The 17,196-nt window shown below is 58.1% G+C and carries 17 protein-coding genes; 11 read left to right on the top strand and 6 right to left on the bottom strand.

What is annotated here, in order from left to right:
* Positions 1 to 17: 17 nt before the first annotated feature.
* From prpB to HEP89_RS11270, 6 genes are all read right to left on the bottom strand, one after another.
* Positions 18 to 905 carry a methylisocitrate lyase gene (gene prpB / locus HEP89_RS11295; RefSeq protein WP_023003744.1) on the bottom strand — a complete coding sequence of 296 codons (888 nt, stop codon included), beginning with the start codon at positions 903 to 905 and terminating at the stop codon, positions 18 to 20.
* A gap of 222 nt (positions 906 to 1,127) precedes the next feature.
* Positions 1,128 to 1,889, bottom strand: coding sequence for an HpcH/HpaI aldolase/citrate lyase family protein (locus HEP89_RS11290; RefSeq protein ID WP_168692065.1), 762 nt, complete (start codon positions 1,887 to 1,889; stop codon positions 1,128 to 1,130).
* 5 nt (positions 1,890 to 1,894) lie between these two features.
* Positions 1,895 to 2,695, bottom strand: a complete 801-nt coding sequence (gene hpaH, locus HEP89_RS11285; RefSeq protein WP_168692064.1) for a 2-oxo-hept-4-ene-1,7-dioate hydratase — start codon at positions 2,693 to 2,695, stop codon at positions 1,895 to 1,897.
* Positions 2,689 to 3,567: a fumarylacetoacetate hydrolase family protein gene (locus HEP89_RS11280; protein WP_168692063.1), complete on the bottom strand. Its 879-nt coding sequence runs from the start codon at positions 3,565 to 3,567 to the stop codon at positions 2,689 to 2,691. Before HEP89_RS11280 ends, hpaH begins: the two co-directional genes overlap by 7 nt.
* Position 3,568: 1 nt before the next feature.
* A complete protein-coding gene (locus HEP89_RS11275) occupies positions 3,569 to 5,026 on the bottom strand; it encodes an NAD-dependent succinate-semialdehyde dehydrogenase (RefSeq protein ID WP_168692062.1) in 1,458 nt (485 codons plus the stop codon).
* A gap of 630 nt (positions 5,027 to 5,656) precedes the next feature.
* Positions 5,657 to 6,688, bottom strand: coding sequence for a LacI family DNA-binding transcriptional regulator (locus HEP89_RS11270; protein WP_023003758.1), 1,032 nt, complete (start codon positions 6,686 to 6,688; stop codon positions 5,657 to 5,659).
* A 579-nt stretch (positions 6,689 to 7,267) separates the two neighbouring features.
* On the opposite strand from HEP89_RS11270, the gene HEP89_RS11265 reads away from it, so the two are divergent.
* The 11 genes from HEP89_RS11265 to HEP89_RS11215 all read left to right on the top strand — a co-directional run bounded on the left by HEP89_RS11265 (position 7,268) and on the right by HEP89_RS11215 (position 16,799).
* On the top strand, positions 7,268 to 8,560 hold the full coding sequence (locus HEP89_RS11265; RefSeq protein WP_023003759.1) for an amino acid ABC transporter substrate-binding protein: 1,293 nt from the start codon (positions 7,268 to 7,270) through the stop codon (positions 8,558 to 8,560).
* Between the two features lie 72 nt (positions 8,561 to 8,632).
* Positions 8,633 to 9,376 carry an ABC transporter ATP-binding protein gene (locus HEP89_RS11260; protein ID WP_023003760.1) on the top strand — a complete coding sequence of 248 codons (744 nt, stop codon included), beginning with the start codon at positions 8,633 to 8,635 and terminating at the stop codon, positions 9,374 to 9,376.
* A complete protein-coding gene (locus HEP89_RS11255; protein WP_055661121.1) occupies positions 9,376 to 10,104 on the top strand; it encodes an ABC transporter ATP-binding protein in 729 nt (242 codons plus the stop codon). Before HEP89_RS11260 ends, HEP89_RS11255 begins: the two co-directional genes overlap by 1 nt.
* Before the next feature lie 11 nt (positions 10,105 to 10,115).
* Positions 10,116 to 10,994 (top strand): branched-chain amino acid ABC transporter permease, encoded by an 879-nt coding sequence (locus HEP89_RS11250; protein WP_023003762.1) that lies wholly within the window; start codon positions 10,116 to 10,118, stop codon positions 10,992 to 10,994.
* On the top strand, positions 10,994 to 12,031 hold the full coding sequence (locus HEP89_RS11245) for a branched-chain amino acid ABC transporter permease (RefSeq protein ID WP_062486895.1): 1,038 nt from the start codon (positions 10,994 to 10,996) through the stop codon (positions 12,029 to 12,031). The genes HEP89_RS11250 and HEP89_RS11245 overlap by 1 nt, the downstream gene beginning before the upstream one ends.
* Before the next feature lie 17 nt (positions 12,032 to 12,048).
* Entirely contained in the window at positions 12,049 to 12,843 is a 795-nt protein-coding gene (locus HEP89_RS11240; RefSeq protein WP_168692061.1) for a glutathione S-transferase family protein, read from the top strand.
* Positions 12,844 to 12,852: 9 nt separating this feature from the next.
* Entirely contained in the window at positions 12,853 to 13,779 is a 927-nt protein-coding gene (locus HEP89_RS11235; RefSeq protein ID WP_168692060.1) for a dioxygenase, read from the top strand.
* Positions 13,776 to 14,522 (top strand): SDR family oxidoreductase, encoded by a 747-nt coding sequence (locus tag HEP89_RS11230; RefSeq protein WP_023003766.1) that lies wholly within the window; start codon positions 13,776 to 13,778, stop codon positions 14,520 to 14,522. The genes HEP89_RS11235 and HEP89_RS11230 overlap by 4 nt, the downstream gene beginning before the upstream one ends.
* A 3-nt stretch (positions 14,523 to 14,525) precedes the next feature.
* Positions 14,526 to 15,404, top strand: a complete 879-nt coding sequence (locus HEP89_RS11225; RefSeq protein WP_055661116.1) for a 3-keto-5-aminohexanoate cleavage protein — start codon at positions 14,526 to 14,528, stop codon at positions 15,402 to 15,404.
* Positions 15,405 to 15,443: 39 nt separating this feature from the next.
* The gene (locus HEP89_RS11220; protein WP_168692059.1) at positions 15,444 to 16,448 is read left to right on the top strand and encodes a zinc-binding alcohol dehydrogenase family protein; all 1,005 of its coding nucleotides are present in this window, start codon (positions 15,444 to 15,446) and stop codon (positions 16,446 to 16,448) included.
* Positions 16,449 to 16,460: 12 nt separating this feature from the next.
* Complete coding sequence (locus HEP89_RS11215) at positions 16,461 to 16,799, top strand: cupin domain-containing protein (RefSeq protein WP_168692058.1); 339 nt, start codon at positions 16,461 to 16,463, stop codon at positions 16,797 to 16,799.
* Positions 16,800 to 17,196 lie beyond the last annotated feature (397 nt).

Genomic DNA, 17,196 nt, shown 5'->3' with positions numbered 1-17,196 from the left:
TTCCTCCCTTTGCTCAATTATTTCCGACTTTGGAACAACTCGTCGATCTTCCTTTCGTAGTCGTGGTAGTTCAGGAAGTCGTAGAGTTCCTCGCGCTTCTGCATGATATCCAGTACACCGGTCGCCGATCCGACCTCACGAATGTGCTTGTAAACCTTCAGGGCTGCCGCGTTCATTGCGCGATTCGCAGACAAGGGGTAGAGCGCCGCTGAAACACCGACGCTGCGCAGCTCGTCCAGAGTGAAGTTCGGCGTCTTGGAAAACTCGGTAATGTTGGCGAGAACCGGATACGGCGTGTCGAGCGCATCGACGAAAGCCTTGTACTGCGACAACTCCGTGCAGGCTTCTGCGAAGATCATGTCAGCTCCAGCCTCGACGTAGGCACAGGCCCGGTCGATCGCACCGTTCAGGCCCTCGATGGCCAGCGCATCCGTGCGGGCAACAATGAAGAACTGATCGTCGGTCTTTGCATCCACGGCTGCCTTGACGCGGTCAACCATCTCCTGCTTGGAAACGATCTCCTTGCCCGGACGGTGACCGCACCGCTTGAGCTGGACCTGATCTTCCATGTGCATGGCACCGGCGCCGTCCTTGATCAGGCCGCGCACAAGGCGCGCGATGGTGAAGGCACCGCCGAAGCCGGTATCGACATCAACCAGGACCGGCAGACTGCTTGCATCCGTAACGCGGCGGAGATCCGTCAGCACGTCACTCAGGTTCGTGATGCCGAGATCGGGAAGCCCGTAGGATGCGTTCGCGACGCCTGCACCGGCAAGATAAAGAGCCTTGTAGCCCACGCGCTCTGCCATCATCGCCGTGTAGGCGTTGATCGACCCCATGACCTGAAGCGGATTTTCTTCCTTCAAGGCCTGCCGGAACCGTGCGCCTGCCGAAAGTGTCGTCATTATGAACCTCTCATTTTTGACTGATCATAATATGATCATTTTTTGAACTCTCTATTTGATAAAGATCATATTATGGCTTTTTTCAAAGTCAATAAGTTATTTCCCGATGATTTCGAGCCACCTCGGCCGCAGAAAACAGCCAAAAACAAAGGCCCGCTGCGCTTTCGCGCAACGGGCCTGCCTGTTCATAATATGGTCACCCCGACCGTAACCGGGAAATGATCAGGGAAACGCCTGCCTCAACTCCGCAAGACCACGGGCAAAGACACCAACATCAGCCCCAACGGCCAGAAACTCGACACCCATGAGCGCATAACGTTTCGCAAGTTCACGATTGGACGTCAGGATACCGGCAGGCTTTCCCGCGGCCCTGATCCGCGAAAGGGCCTCAACCACGACCGCCTGTACAGGAGCCGCTTCGGGCTGGCCGACATAGCCCATGTCCGCGGCCAGATCCGCTGGCCCGACGAAGACGCCATCGACACCTTCTACCGCCAGTATCTCGTCCAGCGCATCGATGCCCTTGCAGCTTTCGACCTGCACAAGCAGACACACCTGCTTGTTTGCCGTGTGCAGATAGTCGGTGATGCGACCATAGTCCGACGCCCTTGCCAGGGCCGCGCCGACACCGCGCGCGCCCTCCGGCGGATAACGGACCGAGCCCACGGCTTCCTGCGCCTCCGCTGCCGTTTCGATCATCGGCACCAGAATTGTCTGCGCCCCGATATCCAGCATCTGCTTGATCAGGGCACGGTCATTCTCACGGACGCGAACCACCGGATGGCTGCTGCCGGAGAGAACCCGCAGCTGCGCCATGATTTCGGCAAGCCCGTTCGGTCCGTGTTCGGCATCGATGACGAGCCAGTCGAACCCGGCTCCTGCGCAAATTTCCGCGGCGCCGGGATGTGCCAGCGCCATCCATAGGCCAATCTGGGTCTCCGGCTTTGCAAGCCGCGCCTTGAAGAGGTTTTTCGCTAAGGTCATGACGATCACGCAAATCTGGTGGAGACCGCACCGAACGGTCCGAAGTCGGCCCGGATCGCCGTGCCGGGTGGACATTCGATGGGGCCGATAAACGATCCCGTCAGGACGATCTGGCCGGGTTCGATGCGGTGGCCGTAGCTGGCCATCCGCCGGGCAAGCCAGACGAGCCCCATCACGGGGTCGTTCAAGACAGCCGCACCAAGACCGGTGGCCATGACCTCACCATCCTGTTCGACGATAGCCCCAACCCAGCGAAGATCCACGTCGCCGGGGTCATGCCGCTGGGCTCCCAGAACCACGCCCGCATTGGCGGCATTGTCCGCCACGGTGTCGAAGATGCGCCGGCGCGTTCCCGTCTCCGGATCAGCACGCAAGATGCGGGTGTCCAGGATTTCAAGCGCGGGGCTGACATAATCCGTCGCCGCGATCACATCTTCACGGGACACGTTGCCATCGATTGGCGCCTTCATCACAAACGCTATCTCGGCTTCCACGCGCGGTTCGATAAATCGGCCGCGTGGCACCTGCCCGCCATCAGGGAACAGCATGTCGTCATAAAGCACGCCCGAATCCGGCGTATCGATACCGAGTGCGTTCTGCATGACCTTGGATGTCAGGCCGATTTTCCACCCCAGAATGCGCCGCCCGGCAGCCAGTTTGGTCGCAAGTTGCGCCCCCTGTATGGCATAGGCATCATCCAGCGAGATGTCCGGGTAACGCACACTGAGAAGGCCAGTCTGTTGCCGGGTCGCTTCCGCTTCCAGAAGTTCGGCCGCCACGTACTGCACCTGCGCGGCACTCAGCATTTTTCGTCCTCGATGCCGTTGCGCAGGATACCGATGCCTTCGGCTTCGACTTCCACAATATCACCCGGCTTCAACCAGCAAGGGGGCTCCATCCTTGCGCCGGCACCTGTCGGAGTGCCACAGACCAGAATGTCGCCAGGCATCAGCTGTGCAAATGTCGAGACGTAATTGACGATATAGGGGAAGTCGAAAATCATTCTCGACGTCCGGTCCTGCTGGCGAACTTCACCGTTGACGCGGGTTACAAGAGCAACATCCTGCAATTGGGCCGGGGAATGCAGCGGGACGAGAGCCGGGCCGATGCTGCCGGTCCTTTCCCAGTTCTTGCCCTGCGTCACGTTGAATTTCGCATGGCGCGTCCAGTCGCGGATCGTTCCCTCGTTGCAAAGGGTAATCGCGGCAATATGATCGAATGCCGTCTCGCGCGGAATGCGACGGCCGGCTTTTCCGATGACGATCGCAATCTCGCCTTCATAATCAAGCTGATCGCTTTCCAGTGGCCGGATCAGTGGCTGGCCATGACCGGTGAACCCGCTTGCAAACCGCGGAAAAAGAGACGGCCGCATCTGTTGTGCCTGGCCGTCCTTGTACTCTGCGTTCCTGTCCGGGTAGTTCACCCCGACACAGATGATCTTCTGGGGTGCGGCGATCGGAATCTGGAAGGCGACATCTGACGCCCGATAGCTCACCGGACGCCCCTCGCCGGCCTTGACCAGTTCCGGCAGGGCGCCGGCGGCAACAACGTCCAGAAGATTGCTGAACCGGGCTTCCAGATTGTCGGTCACGTCCACCAGATCATCGCCTGTCAGGACGCCATAACGCAGGGCGCCTTCTGCCCGAAACGCTGCAATGGCTGGCTCATATGCCGTCATGTCAATTTCCTTCATCGATTCCGCCAACACACAGGTATTTGGCTTCCAGGTATTCATCCAGGCCGAGGCGGGATCCCTCCCGTCCCAGGCCGGATTGCTTGATGCCGCCGAACGGTGCTTCGGCAGTGGAGATCAGGCCCGTGTTTATGCCGACCATGCCGTACTCGAGACGCTCGCCGACCCGCCAACTGCGCGCGAGGTCGCGTGTAAAGAAGTAGGCTGCGAGCCCGTATTCGCTGTCGTTGGCAAGCGCGATCACTTCTTCTTCCGTGTCGAAACGGAAGACTGGCGCCACAGGCCCGAAGGTCTCTTCACGTGCGATGCGCATCTCATGGCGCACACCCGTCAGAACGGTCGGCTGAAAGAAGGTGCCACCAAGGGAATGATGCGTTCCACCCAGTTCAATCCTGGCACCATTGGCAATGGCATCCGAGATATGCGCCTGGACCTTGTCTATGGCTGAAACGTCAATCAGCGGACCAAGGTCCGTATCACCAGCCTGCCCATCGCCGACCTTGATGGTCCGCATCCGCTTCACCAGGGCGGCAACGAATGCGTCGTGAACACCGGACTGCACATAGATGCGATTGGCGCAAACGCAGGTCTGGCCGCTGTTGCGGAATTTGGCGGCCACAGCCCCTTCGACGGCGGCTTCCACATCGGCATCATCGAAGACGATGAAAGGCGCATTGCCGCCGAGTTCCAGCGAGATCTTCTTGACGGTGTCTGCGCACTGCCGCATCAGCAACTTGCCGACGTCCGTTGAGCCGGTAAAGGACAGCTTGCGCACGAAGGGACTGGAGGTCATCGCTGCGCCAATCCTGCGCGCGTCCCCCGTGATAACCGTGCAGAGACCAGGCGGAACACCTGCACGCTCGGCGAGCGTCGCCAGCGCAAGGGCTGAAAAAGGCGTTTGCTCGGCGGGCTTGACGATGATTGCGCACCCGGCAGCCAATGCCGGTGCAACCTTTCTTGTGATCATCGCATTCGGAAAGTTCCAGGGGGTGATCGCCGCAACCACACCAACAGGCTGCCTGATCACCAGGAGGCGCTTGTCCCGGGACGTCGCAGGTATCGTCTCGCCGTATATGCGGCGCGCTTCCTGGGCAAACCATTCGACATAGGAGGCACCGTAGAGGACTTCCCCTTTCGCCTCTTTCAAAGGCTTGCCCTGTTCCAGGGTGATGATGCGCGCCAGATCGTCAGCATTCTCGACAATCAACGCAAACCAGCGCTGAAGCACCTCGGCCCGTGCCTTCGCAGGCTGTGCGGCCCAATCGGCCTGTGCCTCTCTGGCATGTCTGATGGCCAACTCTGTCTCGGCGCCCCCAAGGTTGGGAACATTGCCGAGGCACGCGCTGGTCGCCGGGTTCGTGACGGTAAGGCCCTCAATACCCGCTTCGTAGTTGCCTTCACCAATACGGACGCTTTCGCAGAGAAGGCTCCTGTCTTTTAACACTGATGCATCTCCCCCTGCTCAGACACCCAATTCAAAAAGTTCATATTGTGGATATATATTCAACAAATCCAATAATCACAATCACATTATGAACTAATTTGTTCAAGGGACGCTTGACTACAGTGTTTTTGGGAAGCCTTGTCGCCGAGAGCAGAAGCTGCGGCTGCCCAACCGCGGCTCGAACCGAGCGTTTGAAAGAAGCAGGACGACCCAGCAACCATCAGCTTGCCGGATCGGTCACTTTCGTAAGTATCTGAAAAGACGAATGAATGAGTGCCACTAGCCGGGCACTGAACGTTTACGCGGCTGTACGGTCCGGCAACGAAGGCGAAAGAACCGAAAGAACATCAACGATCTGGCTCACCGACCACATTCTGAACTCGTCGATCGGGCTCACCAAATGGAAGGAGCCAACAGTGAAATGCGGGCTCAAGCAAACCAGGCTCGCGATCAAGGCACCCCGATCGTCCAAACTGAAGCTGACAGGCGTTGTCACGAGTGTCGTCCCAGGGGAACGATGTGCCTGGTCGGTAGTCTTTTGGGGTGACTGTTCTTCACCCCAGGGCCGGATGACGGCGCACTCGAGGCTGCTGCGCAAAAATCGCCCGGCCAGCAGAGGTCAGGCGCTCTCTAATGGTCGGTTTCTATCCGAAGGACGCTGTTTCGGCATTTCAGGCTGACCGGAAGAACTGTTTCCCTTGGAACCTTGCCGTCACAGCCGTCAATCATCTGAACCAGCAGCCGGGCAGCGGTGGCCCCTGCATCAAACTGTTCTATGCGCACTGTTGTGAGGCCAGGCGGAATGAGATCCAGGAACGGCATGTCGTTGAAGCCGGTGATGGAAATCTTGTCGGGGCACGGATGCCCGTTTCTGGCGCAATAATCCATGGCCCCGAGGGCCAGCCTGTCATTGGCGCACAGAATTGCGGTTGTCTCTGGTGACCGGCTCAATATCTCTTTCGCACAACGGCGGCCTTCCTCCTCCTCGAAACGGCAGGCTTCCTCGATGACAAGTGCATCGGCTGAAAGTCCGTAGTCCCGGGCAACCGAGCAGAACGCTTCACGGCGCAGCAGCCCGGTCGACAAGTCCCGAGGTCCGGCAAGATGCGCAATTCGCCGGTGACCATGATCATGAAGATGATCAAAAATCATGCGGATTCCGGCTTCCTCGTCGTTGATCACATATGGGATCTCGGCTTCTTCGACCTTTCGGTTCAGCGTGACAACCGGAAGACCCTGGCGCGCCGCTTCCACGATATTGGGATCGCTGCGCAACACAGCCGTATGGATTATGCCATCCACGCCGCGCTCCTGAAGCGTCTCCGTTAATCGGCGCTCCCGGTCACTGTCACCATCAGTGTTGACGATGATGGAAGCATAACCCAGCGGCTCCATCACACTTTCGATGCCGCGAACGATCGGCGGGAAAATCATGTTGGTGATATCCGGGATCATCACCCCGACCGTCATCGACTTCTGCTTGCGCAAGCTGAAGGCAATCCGGTTGGGCCGATACCCCAGCCTGTCGGCCGCTTGGCGGATCTTCACGACAATTTCTTCGGTCAGCGAACTGCGCTTTTGCGGATCAAGCGCACGGGAAACCGTGGAAACATGAACACCTGTTTCCCGGGCTATATCCTTCAGTGTCGGCCGTCGGCTCATCTTTGCGTCCTCCCACCCTCCATATAGCCGGATGGAGCCCTCTTCGCAATCGATTGCATAAAACTGTTGACACCTCGTTTGTGATCGTGTTACCGATTATGCAATCGATTGCAGAGATTTGGATTTCGCGTTCTGCGACTTGCCTGAAATGGGCACCGCACCGGTACGTGCGGTTCGTTCATTGTGGCGAGGGCAAACCCAAAGCGGGTTGGACGAGCGAAAGATCTGTGCTTCGATTTGGGACTGTCAGCCTTGGGAGAGGCGTCGGCCCAACGCTCTGAAACACGACACGTGTTTCGGGCGCTATCGATGATTTGGGAGGGAGTCAGACTTTTCCTGTCCGGCACATCCGGATCAGAGCGTGACGATTTTCGTCGCGCATATTATTGCGAATATCTGTGCAATCGATTGCACGATTACGTTCGATTGCTGAAATGCATGAGGTGATGTGAATGCCGCCCCGATCTCGAACGTGAGCAAGGGGCACGACGAATGGCTACGGTATGGTGCAAGGGCTTGGGAGGGCTCCACCGCAGATCTACCGAAAAGGATCTGATCTCATCTTCAGGGAGGAAAAAGATGAAACGCATTAATTGGACGGTGGCAGCTCTTGTGTCTGCCAGCATGCTTGCATCTGGCTATACCGGAATGGCTCAGGCGGCTGATCCGCTCAAGATCGGCGCCAGCCTGCCCTTGACCGGTGGTTTTTCGATTGCCGGACAAAAACACCAGCAAGGCTATGAACTGTGTGTCGATCTCATTAACGAGCGCGGCGGCATCATGGGTCGCCAGGTCGAGCTGCTTGTTTCCGATAACAGATCCGACCCGGCAACCGCCATCAACCAGTACGAACGCTTCATCAATGTCGACGGCGTGGAGGCGGTGTACGGAACCTTCTCCTCGCGTCTGTCCTTCCCTGTCGCCAGCATTCTGGCAAAGAACAACATGGTTCACCCGTTGCCGGCCGGTGGCGCCCTGCGCATCTATACGCAGGGTCACAAGAACATCTTCTATTTCCAGCCGAATGCCGCCGAATATGTCGGCGCTTCCCTCGCAGGCATCATCAAGGACCTGATCCCCGAGGGTGAAACGCCCAAGACTGCGGCCGTGATATCCGCGGACGACTTCTTCGCAAACGGTGTCTGGTCCGGTCTGATGGGCGAGAAGGTCATGGACCCGGCGGACGGTTCACTCGTGCGCGACCTCGCACCGGGATACCTTGCTGAAAACAACATCGAAGTCGTCTTTTCCGAGCGTTGGCCTGAAGAAGGTTTCAGCGACTGGCTCAACCTTGCCAATCAGGTGAAACGCTCCGGAGCGGAACTGATCATCGGACTGACAGCTTCCGCGGAAGAGGCGGTCCAGCTGACACGCGCACTCAAGACAGTCCGGGCGGAGCCGAAACTCGTCTATTTCAGCCAGGGAACACAGGCTGAATACCTGGAAGGCACCGGTTCAAGTGCAGAAGGCGTCCTGGTTCACACCTCCTGGCACAAAGATGCGCCGTTTCAGTCGACACTGGCCGGCGAACCGTTTTCCAACAGCGACTTCGTCGCCTCCTATCAGGAAAAATTCGGGGCGGTTCCCGATGAGGACGCTGCCATTCCCTTCGCTGTCTGCCAAGGCATCGAGCAAGCAATTCTCGGTGCCGGTTCAACCGACAATGAAGCCATGGGCAAATGGTTGTCGGAACGCACCAGGGACGAGCCGGTTCGCACGATCCTCGGTCGGTTCAACTGGGATGAACTGGGGCTGCCTGCAGACAAGCCGTTCCTGATGACCCAGTGGAACGATGGCGAACTGCAGTTTGTCTATCCGACGGACGAGTTTGAAGGCGTCAGCGCCCTCACCTACCCGAAGGGTTCGTTCTGACGGATCGAACCGGTCCCGGGCGCGTGGCGCCCGGGTAGCTCTCCTGACATTCCAAGCGCAAAGCGAGTTCCCATGCTCGAAATAGATAACCTGTCCAAGCATTTTGGCGGGATCCGCGCAGTCGACGGCTGTTCGTTCACCGTTCCCAAAGGCAGCATCACGGCCCTGATCGGCCCGAATGGCGCAGGCAAGACCACCGCCTTCAACTGCATAAGCCGGACAACCGAACCCTCGGCCGGCAAGGTTCTTCTTGAGGGCCAACGCATCGAACATCTGCGGCCGCACAAGATCACCCGCATGGGCCTGAGCCGCACGTTCCAGATCAGCCGAAACCTGGCGGACATGACGGTTCTGGAAAACGTCATCTGCCAATCCAGGATCGGCGGCTGGCGGGATCTTTTCAAACCCGCCCTTGGTGCGGAAGAAGTCGAAAAGGCGATGGAAATCCTCGACTTCCTCGGCATTACGCGGATCGCCTACGAGGACGGCTCCAACCTGTCCTACGGCCAGAAGAAACTGATGGATCTGGCAGCGCTCCTGATGAGCGACCCCAAGATCATTCTGCTCGATGAACCTGCTGGCGGGGTTAATCCGACGCTGCTTGAGGAAATCATCGGCCACATACAAAAGCTGAACGAACAGGGCCTGACGGTGCTCATCGTGGAGCACAACATGGACCTCATCATGCGCTTGTCCCACAAGATCGTGGTGATGGCACAGGGTAAGGTCATTGCTGATGGCAAGCCCGAAGAAGTCCGCGAAAATCCTGCTGTTCTCGACGCCTATCTTGGTGGCGTCCTGGAGGAGGCTGCGTGATGAGCGAACTTCTCCACGTTTCCAATGTGACCGCCGGTTACGGCGACGGCCCGGCAATTCTGGACGGAGCCGAGCTTCGTGTCGAACCCGGCAAGGTCCACTGCATCATCGGTCCGAACGGCGCCGGCAAGTCCACCTTGCTGAAGGCCATCTGCGGCATGCTCAAGGTGCGCAACGGCGACGTTCTCTATAAGGGCGAAAGCCTGAAGGGCCTTCGCCCGGACCAGGTGCTTCGAAAGGGAATTTGTTTCGTTCCCCAGGAGCGCGCGCTGTTCCCGAAAATGACCGTGCGGGAAAACATGCGCATGGGCGGCTTTTCCATGAGCGACAAATCCGGTCTGGAAAAACGCATCGACGAGATCGAGGAGCTCTTCCCGATCCTGAAGGAGCGCCGCGACCAGCACGCAGGCACGATGTCTGGAGGTCAGCAACAGACCCTGGCCATGGCCCGCACCATGATCCTGAAGCCGGACATTGTCATGCTGGATGAACCGTCGCTCGGACTGGCGCCAAAGATCGTCCAGGAAATGTTTTCAATCATGAAGATGATGGCCGCAGAAGGCATCACGATCCTTCTTGTTGAACAGAACGCCTTGATGGGATTGAAGAATTCCGACCAGGGCGTCGTTCTGGATCTGGGACGCACCCTGTTTTCCGGTCCTGCGGACGACGTCCTGCGCGACCCGCGGATACAGGACCTTTATCTCGGCGGCAAGAAGGCAGCCTGAGGAGGGCAACCATGGCTGATATTATTCAAACTCTCATTCTGGGCCTTGCTCTTGGTGGTGTGTTCGCCCTCATGGGATCCGGGCTCAGTCTCGTATTCGGTGTCATGCGCATCGTAAACCTGGCGCATCCGGTGCTGATCATCGCCGGCGCTTACGTCGCCTACTGGGGTTTCCGGCTGTACGGCATCGACCCCTTGATGATGCTGCCCGTGGCGATCGTCATTCTGGCCGCCATAGGTGTGGTGCTTTACAAGCTGGTTTTCGAACGGGAAGCACGCTCGGCCAAATATTCGGAAATGACGGTCCTGCTCACCTTCGCAATCGCGATGGTTGTCGAAGGGGCACTGGGAGGGTTCTTCTCGAACACCCAGCGTGTGACGTCTCCGGATTACGCGACCGATGCGATCTTTATCGGTGATGTCTTCATTCCGACCGGCCAGCTTTATGCGGGCATTCTGTCGCTGATCATCATTTCCGTGCTGGCGCTTTTCCTGAAGTATTCCAGTTTCGGCTACGCCATCCGCGCAACCACCCAGAACCGCGAAGCGGCTGAACTGCTGGGGGTGAATGTCAACCGCGTTGCCCTTGTCAGCTTCGCAATCGGCATTGGTCTCGCCGGGGCTGCTGGCTGCCTTGTCTCCTTCGTCTTCTCGTTCTTTCCGGCAAAACACTGGGAGTGGATCGCGGTCCTCATGTCCCTGGTGGTTCTCGGCGGCATGGGCTCGCTGCTCGGCACGGTCGTCGCATCCTTCCTGTTGAGCGTGATTGCCGCCTTCGTCGGCACCTATGTCGGAGCGACATGGTCGACCATGACCTTCTTTCTCGCCCTGTTTCTCATCCTTCTCGTTCGGCCCCAGGGGCTGTTCGGTGAAAAACCGGAGCTTGCATAATGTCCCTTGCTTTCAACGAGACGTCCAACGTTCTGCAGGCCCGGGCCGAGCACAACGAAAAGCTTGCACGGCGCGCCGACAGGACACGGGCCACCTGGTTTCCGATCGTCCTTCTGGCCCTCTTGCTGGCGGTTCCGGCACTGCAATTTGTCGGCAACTTCAACTATGTGATCCACCTCATCCTGTTCACGGCCTGCTATGCGGTCATGGCATCTGGCTGGAACATTCTTGGCGGTTTCACGGGTTACATCTCGCTGGGACACAACGTCTTCTTCTGCATTGGCGGCTACTTTGCCGGAATGCTGCTGGCACGCTTCGGCATTTCGACGCTTTTGACGGCACCTCTGGCAGGCCTCGTTTGCGCTGCTGTCGGCTATCTGATCGGTCGTATCACGCTCAAAACGCGCGGCCCGAGCTTCATCATTTCCTCGCTGGCGCTGGTGATGATTGCCCGCATCCTGTTTGACAACTGGCACTTTGTCGGTGGGGCCAATGGCGTCGCCCTACCTGCCAACGACCTCAGTGTGGAATGGGCCAAGCTGCCGTATTATTACGCCTTCGTCGTCCTGGCGGCGCTGACCGTCTTCATCAGCTACAAGATCAAGCATTCGAAATTCGGGCTCGGGCTGCGCGCCATTTCGAAGGACGAGATCAAGGCCGAGAGCGCAGGGATCGATACTCGCACCTACAAGACGCTCGCCTTCGCCATCTCGGCAGCCTTTGTCGGCATGGCAGGCGCTATCTGGGGTGAATATCTCACCTACATCCGTCCGAACATCTTCCTGATCATTCTTGTCAGCGTGAACATGGTTCTGATGTGCATTCTCGGCGGCAAGGGCACGATCGCGGGCCCGGTCATCGGCGCAATCCTGATTGTCGCCTTCAACGAGATCTTCGTCGCAACTCTTGGCTCTTCGGAATTCAACATCCTGGCAACCGGCCTGATCATGGCGCTGGCGCTGATATTCTTTCCCCTTGGCATCGTTGGAACCCTGGCAGCGAAACACCGCCTGCCCCGCTTCCTGAACTGGGACTGAGAGAAAGGGCTCAACCGATGGGTTTCGTACTTTACAACGCGCCTCAATCCACCTGCTCGCAGCGTGTGCGCTTCTCCCTTCACGCAAAGGGACAGGCATTTGAAGAAAGAAAGCTGGACCTCTTCAGTGGCGATCAGCTCAAGCCGGATTATCTGGCGATCAACCCCAATGGCGTAGTTCCGACCCTCGTGCATGACGGGGTCCCCGTGACCGACAGCGCCGTCATCATGGAGTATCTGGAAGACATATTGCCGGACACCTCCCCGATGCGGCCGTCTGCTCCTCATGACAGTGCAAGGATGCGGGCGATGTTGCGCTTCATCGATGAAGTGCCGACACCGGCGATCCGCGTACCATCCTATAATCTTGCCTTCCTGCCGCATTTTCAGGCCATGAGCGCAGAAGAATTTCAGGCGCTTTGCGACAGCAAGCCCTTGCGCCGTGAGTTTCTCATGAAAATGGGCCGCACCGGTTTTCCGAAGGCTGACATGGACGAGGCGCTGGGACGCCTGGACAGGGGCGTGGACCGGATGAACCAGTGGCTTCTGGAAGGAGGTGGCCCCTGGATCATGGGACAGACCCTCACCTATGCCGATATCGCCATCATGCCGGTCATTGTGCGCATGGACGACATCAACCTGGGCGATGCCTGGGCAGACAAGCCCATGGTCGCGGCATGGCTGGATAACATTCGCAAGGAGCCCGCCTTCAGGGCCACCTATTACCATGGCTCCTTGCTCACCGAAAAATACCCGCACCTGAAAGCAGCCAGGGTCGACCAGGCCTTACATGCGACAGCGGCGTCCGCCTGAGGGAACGTCATGGACAGCTACGTTACGACCACAAGACTGATCAGCAAGGAAGAGGATGTCACCCCTGCCGTCCTGGCGGCCATGGAGGCGACAACGGATCCGCGTTTCAAGGAAATCATCACTTCTCTCGTCCGACACCTGCATGCCTTCCTGCGGGAGGTTCGCCCGACCGAAGCCGAATATGAAAAAGGCCTGCAGATCCTCAATGCCATAGGCCAGCAGACCGACAACGCTCACAACGAGGCGGTTCTCATCTGCGACGTTCTCGGCGCCTCGACACTCATCGATCTCATCAACAATGACGGCATGCAGGGCGAGACGATGTCAGCCTTGCTTGGCCCCTTCTATCGGGGATCTGCACCTGACTGCGAGTTTGGCGACACCATCGCACGGTCCACCACGTCGGGAGACCCGCTGGTTCTGAAGGGCCGTGTACTGGACGTGAATGGTGAACCCATTGCCGGGGCAACGCTTGATGTTTGGCAGGCATCCCCGGATGGACTCTACGAGAACCAGGACAAGGACCAGGCCGACTTCAATCTGCGTGGCAAATTTATTTCGGACGAAAACGGCAACTACCTCATCCGCACGGTGAAACCGGCCGGTTACCCGGTCCCCGTTCACACCACTACGGGAGACCTGTTGAGGGCACAGAAACGGACACCCATGCGTCCGGCGCATGTCCATTTCATAGTGTCCGCCCCTGAACACAAGACACTCATCACCCAGATTTTCGCCGATACGGACGAAGCGATGGTGAACGACGTTGTGTTCGGTGCGAAGGAACAGATCGCGGGTGATCTGGAACTCCGGGAAACACCTTCAGCCGAGTATCCCGACGTTGCCGTCCCCTTCTACACCTGCACCTACGACTTCATCCTGAAGCCAGGCGAACCCCGTTTCCCCGAACCGCCGATCAAGGGGAAAGTGTCTTGAGCCAGTCATTGAAAGGGAAAGTCGCCGTTGTCATTGGCGGCTCCGGCGGAATAGGCGCGGCATCTGCCAAACTGTTCGCAGAGGCGGGCGCGCGTGTCGTCGTCGGATATCGCTCCAGCGAAGACAAGGCGCAGGCAGTCGTCACGGCACTCGAAGGCGACGGCCATCTTGCGCTGAAAGTCGATGTCATCGACACGCCAAGCATTGAGGCCTTCAAGGAGGAAATCGCGAGCAGACTTGGGCGGGTCGACATTCTCGTGAATTCGGCGGGTACCACGACGCCGGTCGCTCACAAGGATCTGGATGGACTGACGGACACCATCATCGATGAGGTTTTCGCCTCCAATTTCCGGGGGGTGTTCGCGTCCATTCGCGCCTTTGCCTCCCTGCTCAAGGCGAGCGGCGATGGTGCCGTCATCAACGTGTCCTCGATCGCGGCCTTCAAGGGCTTCGGTTCTTCCATCGCCTACTGCGGCGCAAAGGCGGCACTCGATTCGATGACCCATACGCTTGGCCTGGCACTTGGACCGGAAGTCCGGATCCTCTCAGTGTCTCCAGGAATGGTTGCGACGGATTTTGTTCCAGGCAGAACACGGGAACAGGTCGAAAAGGCAGGTGCAGCGACCCCATTGCAAAAGGTTGTCGAAGCCGAGGATGTCGGCAAGGCGATCTTTGCGTCCGTTGCCTACCTCACCCACTCCACGGGCACGCGCATCGTTGTCGATGCCGGGCGGGGGCTTTGAACCATGGTGCACAAAACCATCATCACCTGCGCCGTGACAGGAAACCTGACCACCCGCGACCAGCACCCTGACCTGCCGGCAACGCCTCAGGAGATTGCCGATGCATGCCTTGAGGCTGCCGAAGCCGGCGCCGCAATTGCCCACATTCACGTGCGGGATCCGGAGACGGCCAAGCCATCGATGGAGATCGGCCTGTATGAAGACGTTGTCAGGCTGATCCGGCAGAAGAACACTGATCTGATCCTCAACCTGACGACAGGTCCAGGCGGCCGTTTCGTCCCCTCCGATGACGATCCTTCGGTCGCCGGCCCGGGAACGACGATCCTGCCCCCTGAAAAACGGGTGGAACATATCGCAAGGATCCGTCCGGACATCTGCACACTGGATTTCAATACCATGAACTCAGGTGCGCAGGTGGTGATCAACACACCTCGGAATGTGCGCGTGATGGCTGAAGTCATCCGCGACAGCGGTGTGAAACCGGAACTGGAACTGTTCGACACCGGCGACATCGTCATGGCCAACGATTTTCTGAAGGCCGGACATATCGAAGGTCCCGCCATGTGTTCGCTTGTAACGGGCGTGAAATACGGCCTGCCTTCAACTCCGGATGCCATGTCCATGGCTTCCCGAATGTTGCAGCCGGGCACGGTGTGGACCGGCTTCGGTGTCGGCCGATGGGCTTTTCCGATGCTGGTGCAAGCCTGGCTGCTGGGTGGCCACGTGCGCATTGGCATGGAGGACACCGTCTATATCGGCAAGGGCAAACGGACAAAGGGCAATGGCGAACTGACAGCCAGAGCCCGTGACTTCATTGAGAAACTGGGAGGCGAAATCGCCACTGCAGGCGAAGCCAGGCAAATGCTTGGCCTCCAGCAGTAAGCGCGCCGCAACAAAGTGAAAAGGACGGGGACAAGAGCCATGAACGTTCAAAGCAAGACAGTCACCGGCAAGGCCCTTTGGGTGACGGAAAAGTCGCCGGATCTGGACAATCTTCTGATCGACGTGATCGAACCGGCAATACCTCAGCACGGGCCGGGTCAGGTCCTGGTTGAAATCAGGGCAGCTGGTGTAAATCCTTCAGACGTGAAGGCGTCTCTCGGCCATATGCCGCATGCGGTTTGGCCAAGAGTTCCCGGTCGCGATTTTGCAGGCATTGTTGTTGATGGACCAGCACATCTGATCGGCAAGGAAATCTGGGGAGGAGGTGGAGAACTCGGCATCACTCAAAACGGTTCTCACGCCAAGTATATGGCCTTGCCACAGGCCGCCGTCCGCGAAAAACCGGTCAATTTTACCATGGAAGAAGCCGGTTCGATCGGCGTTCCCTTCATAACTGCCTTTGAAGGTCTGCGGGAAGCTGGCGGCGTCCAGCCATGGGACAATGTCCTGGTTTGTGGGGCCAACGGCAAGGTTGGGCAGGCTGCAATCCAGCTTGCGACGATGGCTGGTGCAACAGTGTTCGGTGTCGAATACAAGCCCATGGAATTTCTTGGCCATAGTGCGCAACCCATCGAAATGTTCGACAGCTCTTCTCAGGACGTCGCTGAACTGGTTCGCGAAAAGACCGGGGGGCGGGGCGCTGATATCGTCTTCAACACCGTCGGAAGCCCCTATTTCGAAATGGCCAACAAGGCGCTTGCAAAACAGGGGCGTCAGGTCTTCATCTCCACGTTCGACAGGGCGGTAGACTTCGACATCTTCACGTTTTTCCGCGGGCGTCACAAGTTCATCGGTATCGATACATTGGCGCTCGACAGTGTGTACGGCGCGAAGATCTTCGACGTGCTAAAGCCGAAGTTCGAGGCCGGTGTTCTGAAGCCCTTCCCGATCAATCCGGAAACCGTCTACGGATTTGACGACGCCGCCAAGGCCTACGCTTCAGTTCTGCGGGCAACGCCTGAGCGGGTTATCCTCAAGCCTTAGTAGGAAACACACATGCAGGTAACCCGCATTGACAGCGCGCAGCAATATGAGGCGCCGGAACACGACGCGATGGCGTGCCTTCGTCTTCAGGGAAAGGAGGCAACGTCAACGCACTCTATGTGGGTAGGCCTGTCCCATCTTCTTCCTGGTGGCCACACGTCTCTCAAGGCGTCCCCACAAGAAAAGATCTATGTGGTCATTTCCGGCCAGGTCACGATCACCAATGGAAATGAAGTGGTGACCCTTGGACCACTGGATTCCTGCGTCCTGGCTCCAAATGAACCAAGAGCTCTCGAAAACAGAACAAACCAACCGGCCACCATCCTTCTGGCGATGGAGGAAACGGCCTAAAATCTTTGGAAGGCCTTTGGGTTAACCGGTCGTGGCTCTTGTTTCAGTGGTCCGTCAGGTTGGTGTCTGTGTGAACAGGCTTTTTGTTTGGGCTCGTCGCCGGATTTGAGAGTTTTCTACCCCGCTGCGTGGGTCTTCCGCCCTGCCCCCGCCGTGATCCAACAAAAAACCCCGGTCAGGATATCTGCCGGGGTTATTTGTTTGTTTCGGTATGTGGCTTTGAGCGTTTTGTGGCCTTGGGCGTCGGGCATAGCGCTTTTTGTGGGGGCGCTGGTCAGTTTAAAATCTGTATCCGTTACCAACAAAAAACCCGGCGCGAGGCCGGGTTATTTGTTGGTTGCGGGAGCAGGATTTGAACCTGCGACCTTCAGGTTATGAGCCTGACGAGCTACCGGGC

The sequence above is a fragment of the Labrenzia sp. 5N genome, assembly GCF_012395805.1.
Classification (GTDB): domain Bacteria; phylum Pseudomonadota; class Alphaproteobacteria; order Rhizobiales; family Stappiaceae; genus Roseibium; species Roseibium algicola.
This window is presented reverse-complemented; position numbering and strand designations above follow the sequence as displayed.

Bases quoted from the DNA above. Each gene is read 5' to 3' on its own strand.
- HEP89_RS11215 (WP_168692058.1), top strand. From the start codon at position 16,461: ATGCAGGTAACCCGCATTGACAGCGCGCAGCAATATGAGGCGCCGGAA.
- prpB (WP_023003744.1), bottom strand. From the start codon at position 905: ATGACGACACTTTCGGCAGGCGCACGGTTCCGGCAGGCCTTGAAGGAA.
- HEP89_RS11235 (WP_168692060.1), top strand. From the start codon at position 12,853: ATGGACAGCTACGTTACGACCACAAGACTGATCAGCAAGGAAGAGGAT.
- HEP89_RS11260 (WP_023003760.1), top strand. From the start codon at position 8,633: ATGCTCGAAATAGATAACCTGTCCAAGCATTTTGGCGGGATCCGCGCA.
- HEP89_RS11225 (WP_055661116.1), top strand. From the start codon at position 14,526: ATGGTGCACAAAACCATCATCACCTGCGCCGTGACAGGAAACCTGACC.
- HEP89_RS11280 (WP_168692063.1), bottom strand. From the start codon at position 3,567: ATGACGGCATATGAGCCAGCCATTGCAGCGTTTCGGGCAGAAGGCGCC.
- HEP89_RS11290 (WP_168692065.1), bottom strand. From the start codon at position 1,889: ATGACCTTAGCGAAAAACCTCTTCAAGGCGCGGCTTGCAAAGCCGGAG.
- HEP89_RS11270 (WP_023003758.1), bottom strand. From the start codon at position 6,688: ATGAGCCGACGGCCGACACTGAAGGATATAGCCCGGGAAACAGGTGTT.
- HEP89_RS11220 (WP_168692059.1), top strand. From the start codon at position 15,444: ATGAACGTTCAAAGCAAGACAGTCACCGGCAAGGCCCTTTGGGTGACG.
- hpaH (WP_168692064.1), bottom strand. From the start codon at position 2,695: ATGCTGAGTGCCGCGCAGGTGCAGTACGTGGCGGCCGAACTTCTGGAA.
- HEP89_RS11255 (WP_055661121.1), top strand. From the start codon at position 9,376: ATGAGCGAACTTCTCCACGTTTCCAATGTGACCGCCGGTTACGGCGAC.
- HEP89_RS11265 (WP_023003759.1), top strand. From the start codon at position 7,268: ATGAAACGCATTAATTGGACGGTGGCAGCTCTTGTGTCTGCCAGCATG.
- HEP89_RS11240 (WP_168692061.1), top strand. From the start codon at position 12,049: ATGGGTTTCGTACTTTACAACGCGCCTCAATCCACCTGCTCGCAGCGT.
- HEP89_RS11245 (WP_062486895.1), top strand. From the start codon at position 10,994: ATGTCCCTTGCTTTCAACGAGACGTCCAACGTTCTGCAGGCCCGGGCC.
- HEP89_RS11250 (WP_023003762.1), top strand. From the start codon at position 10,116: ATGGCTGATATTATTCAAACTCTCATTCTGGGCCTTGCTCTTGGTGGT.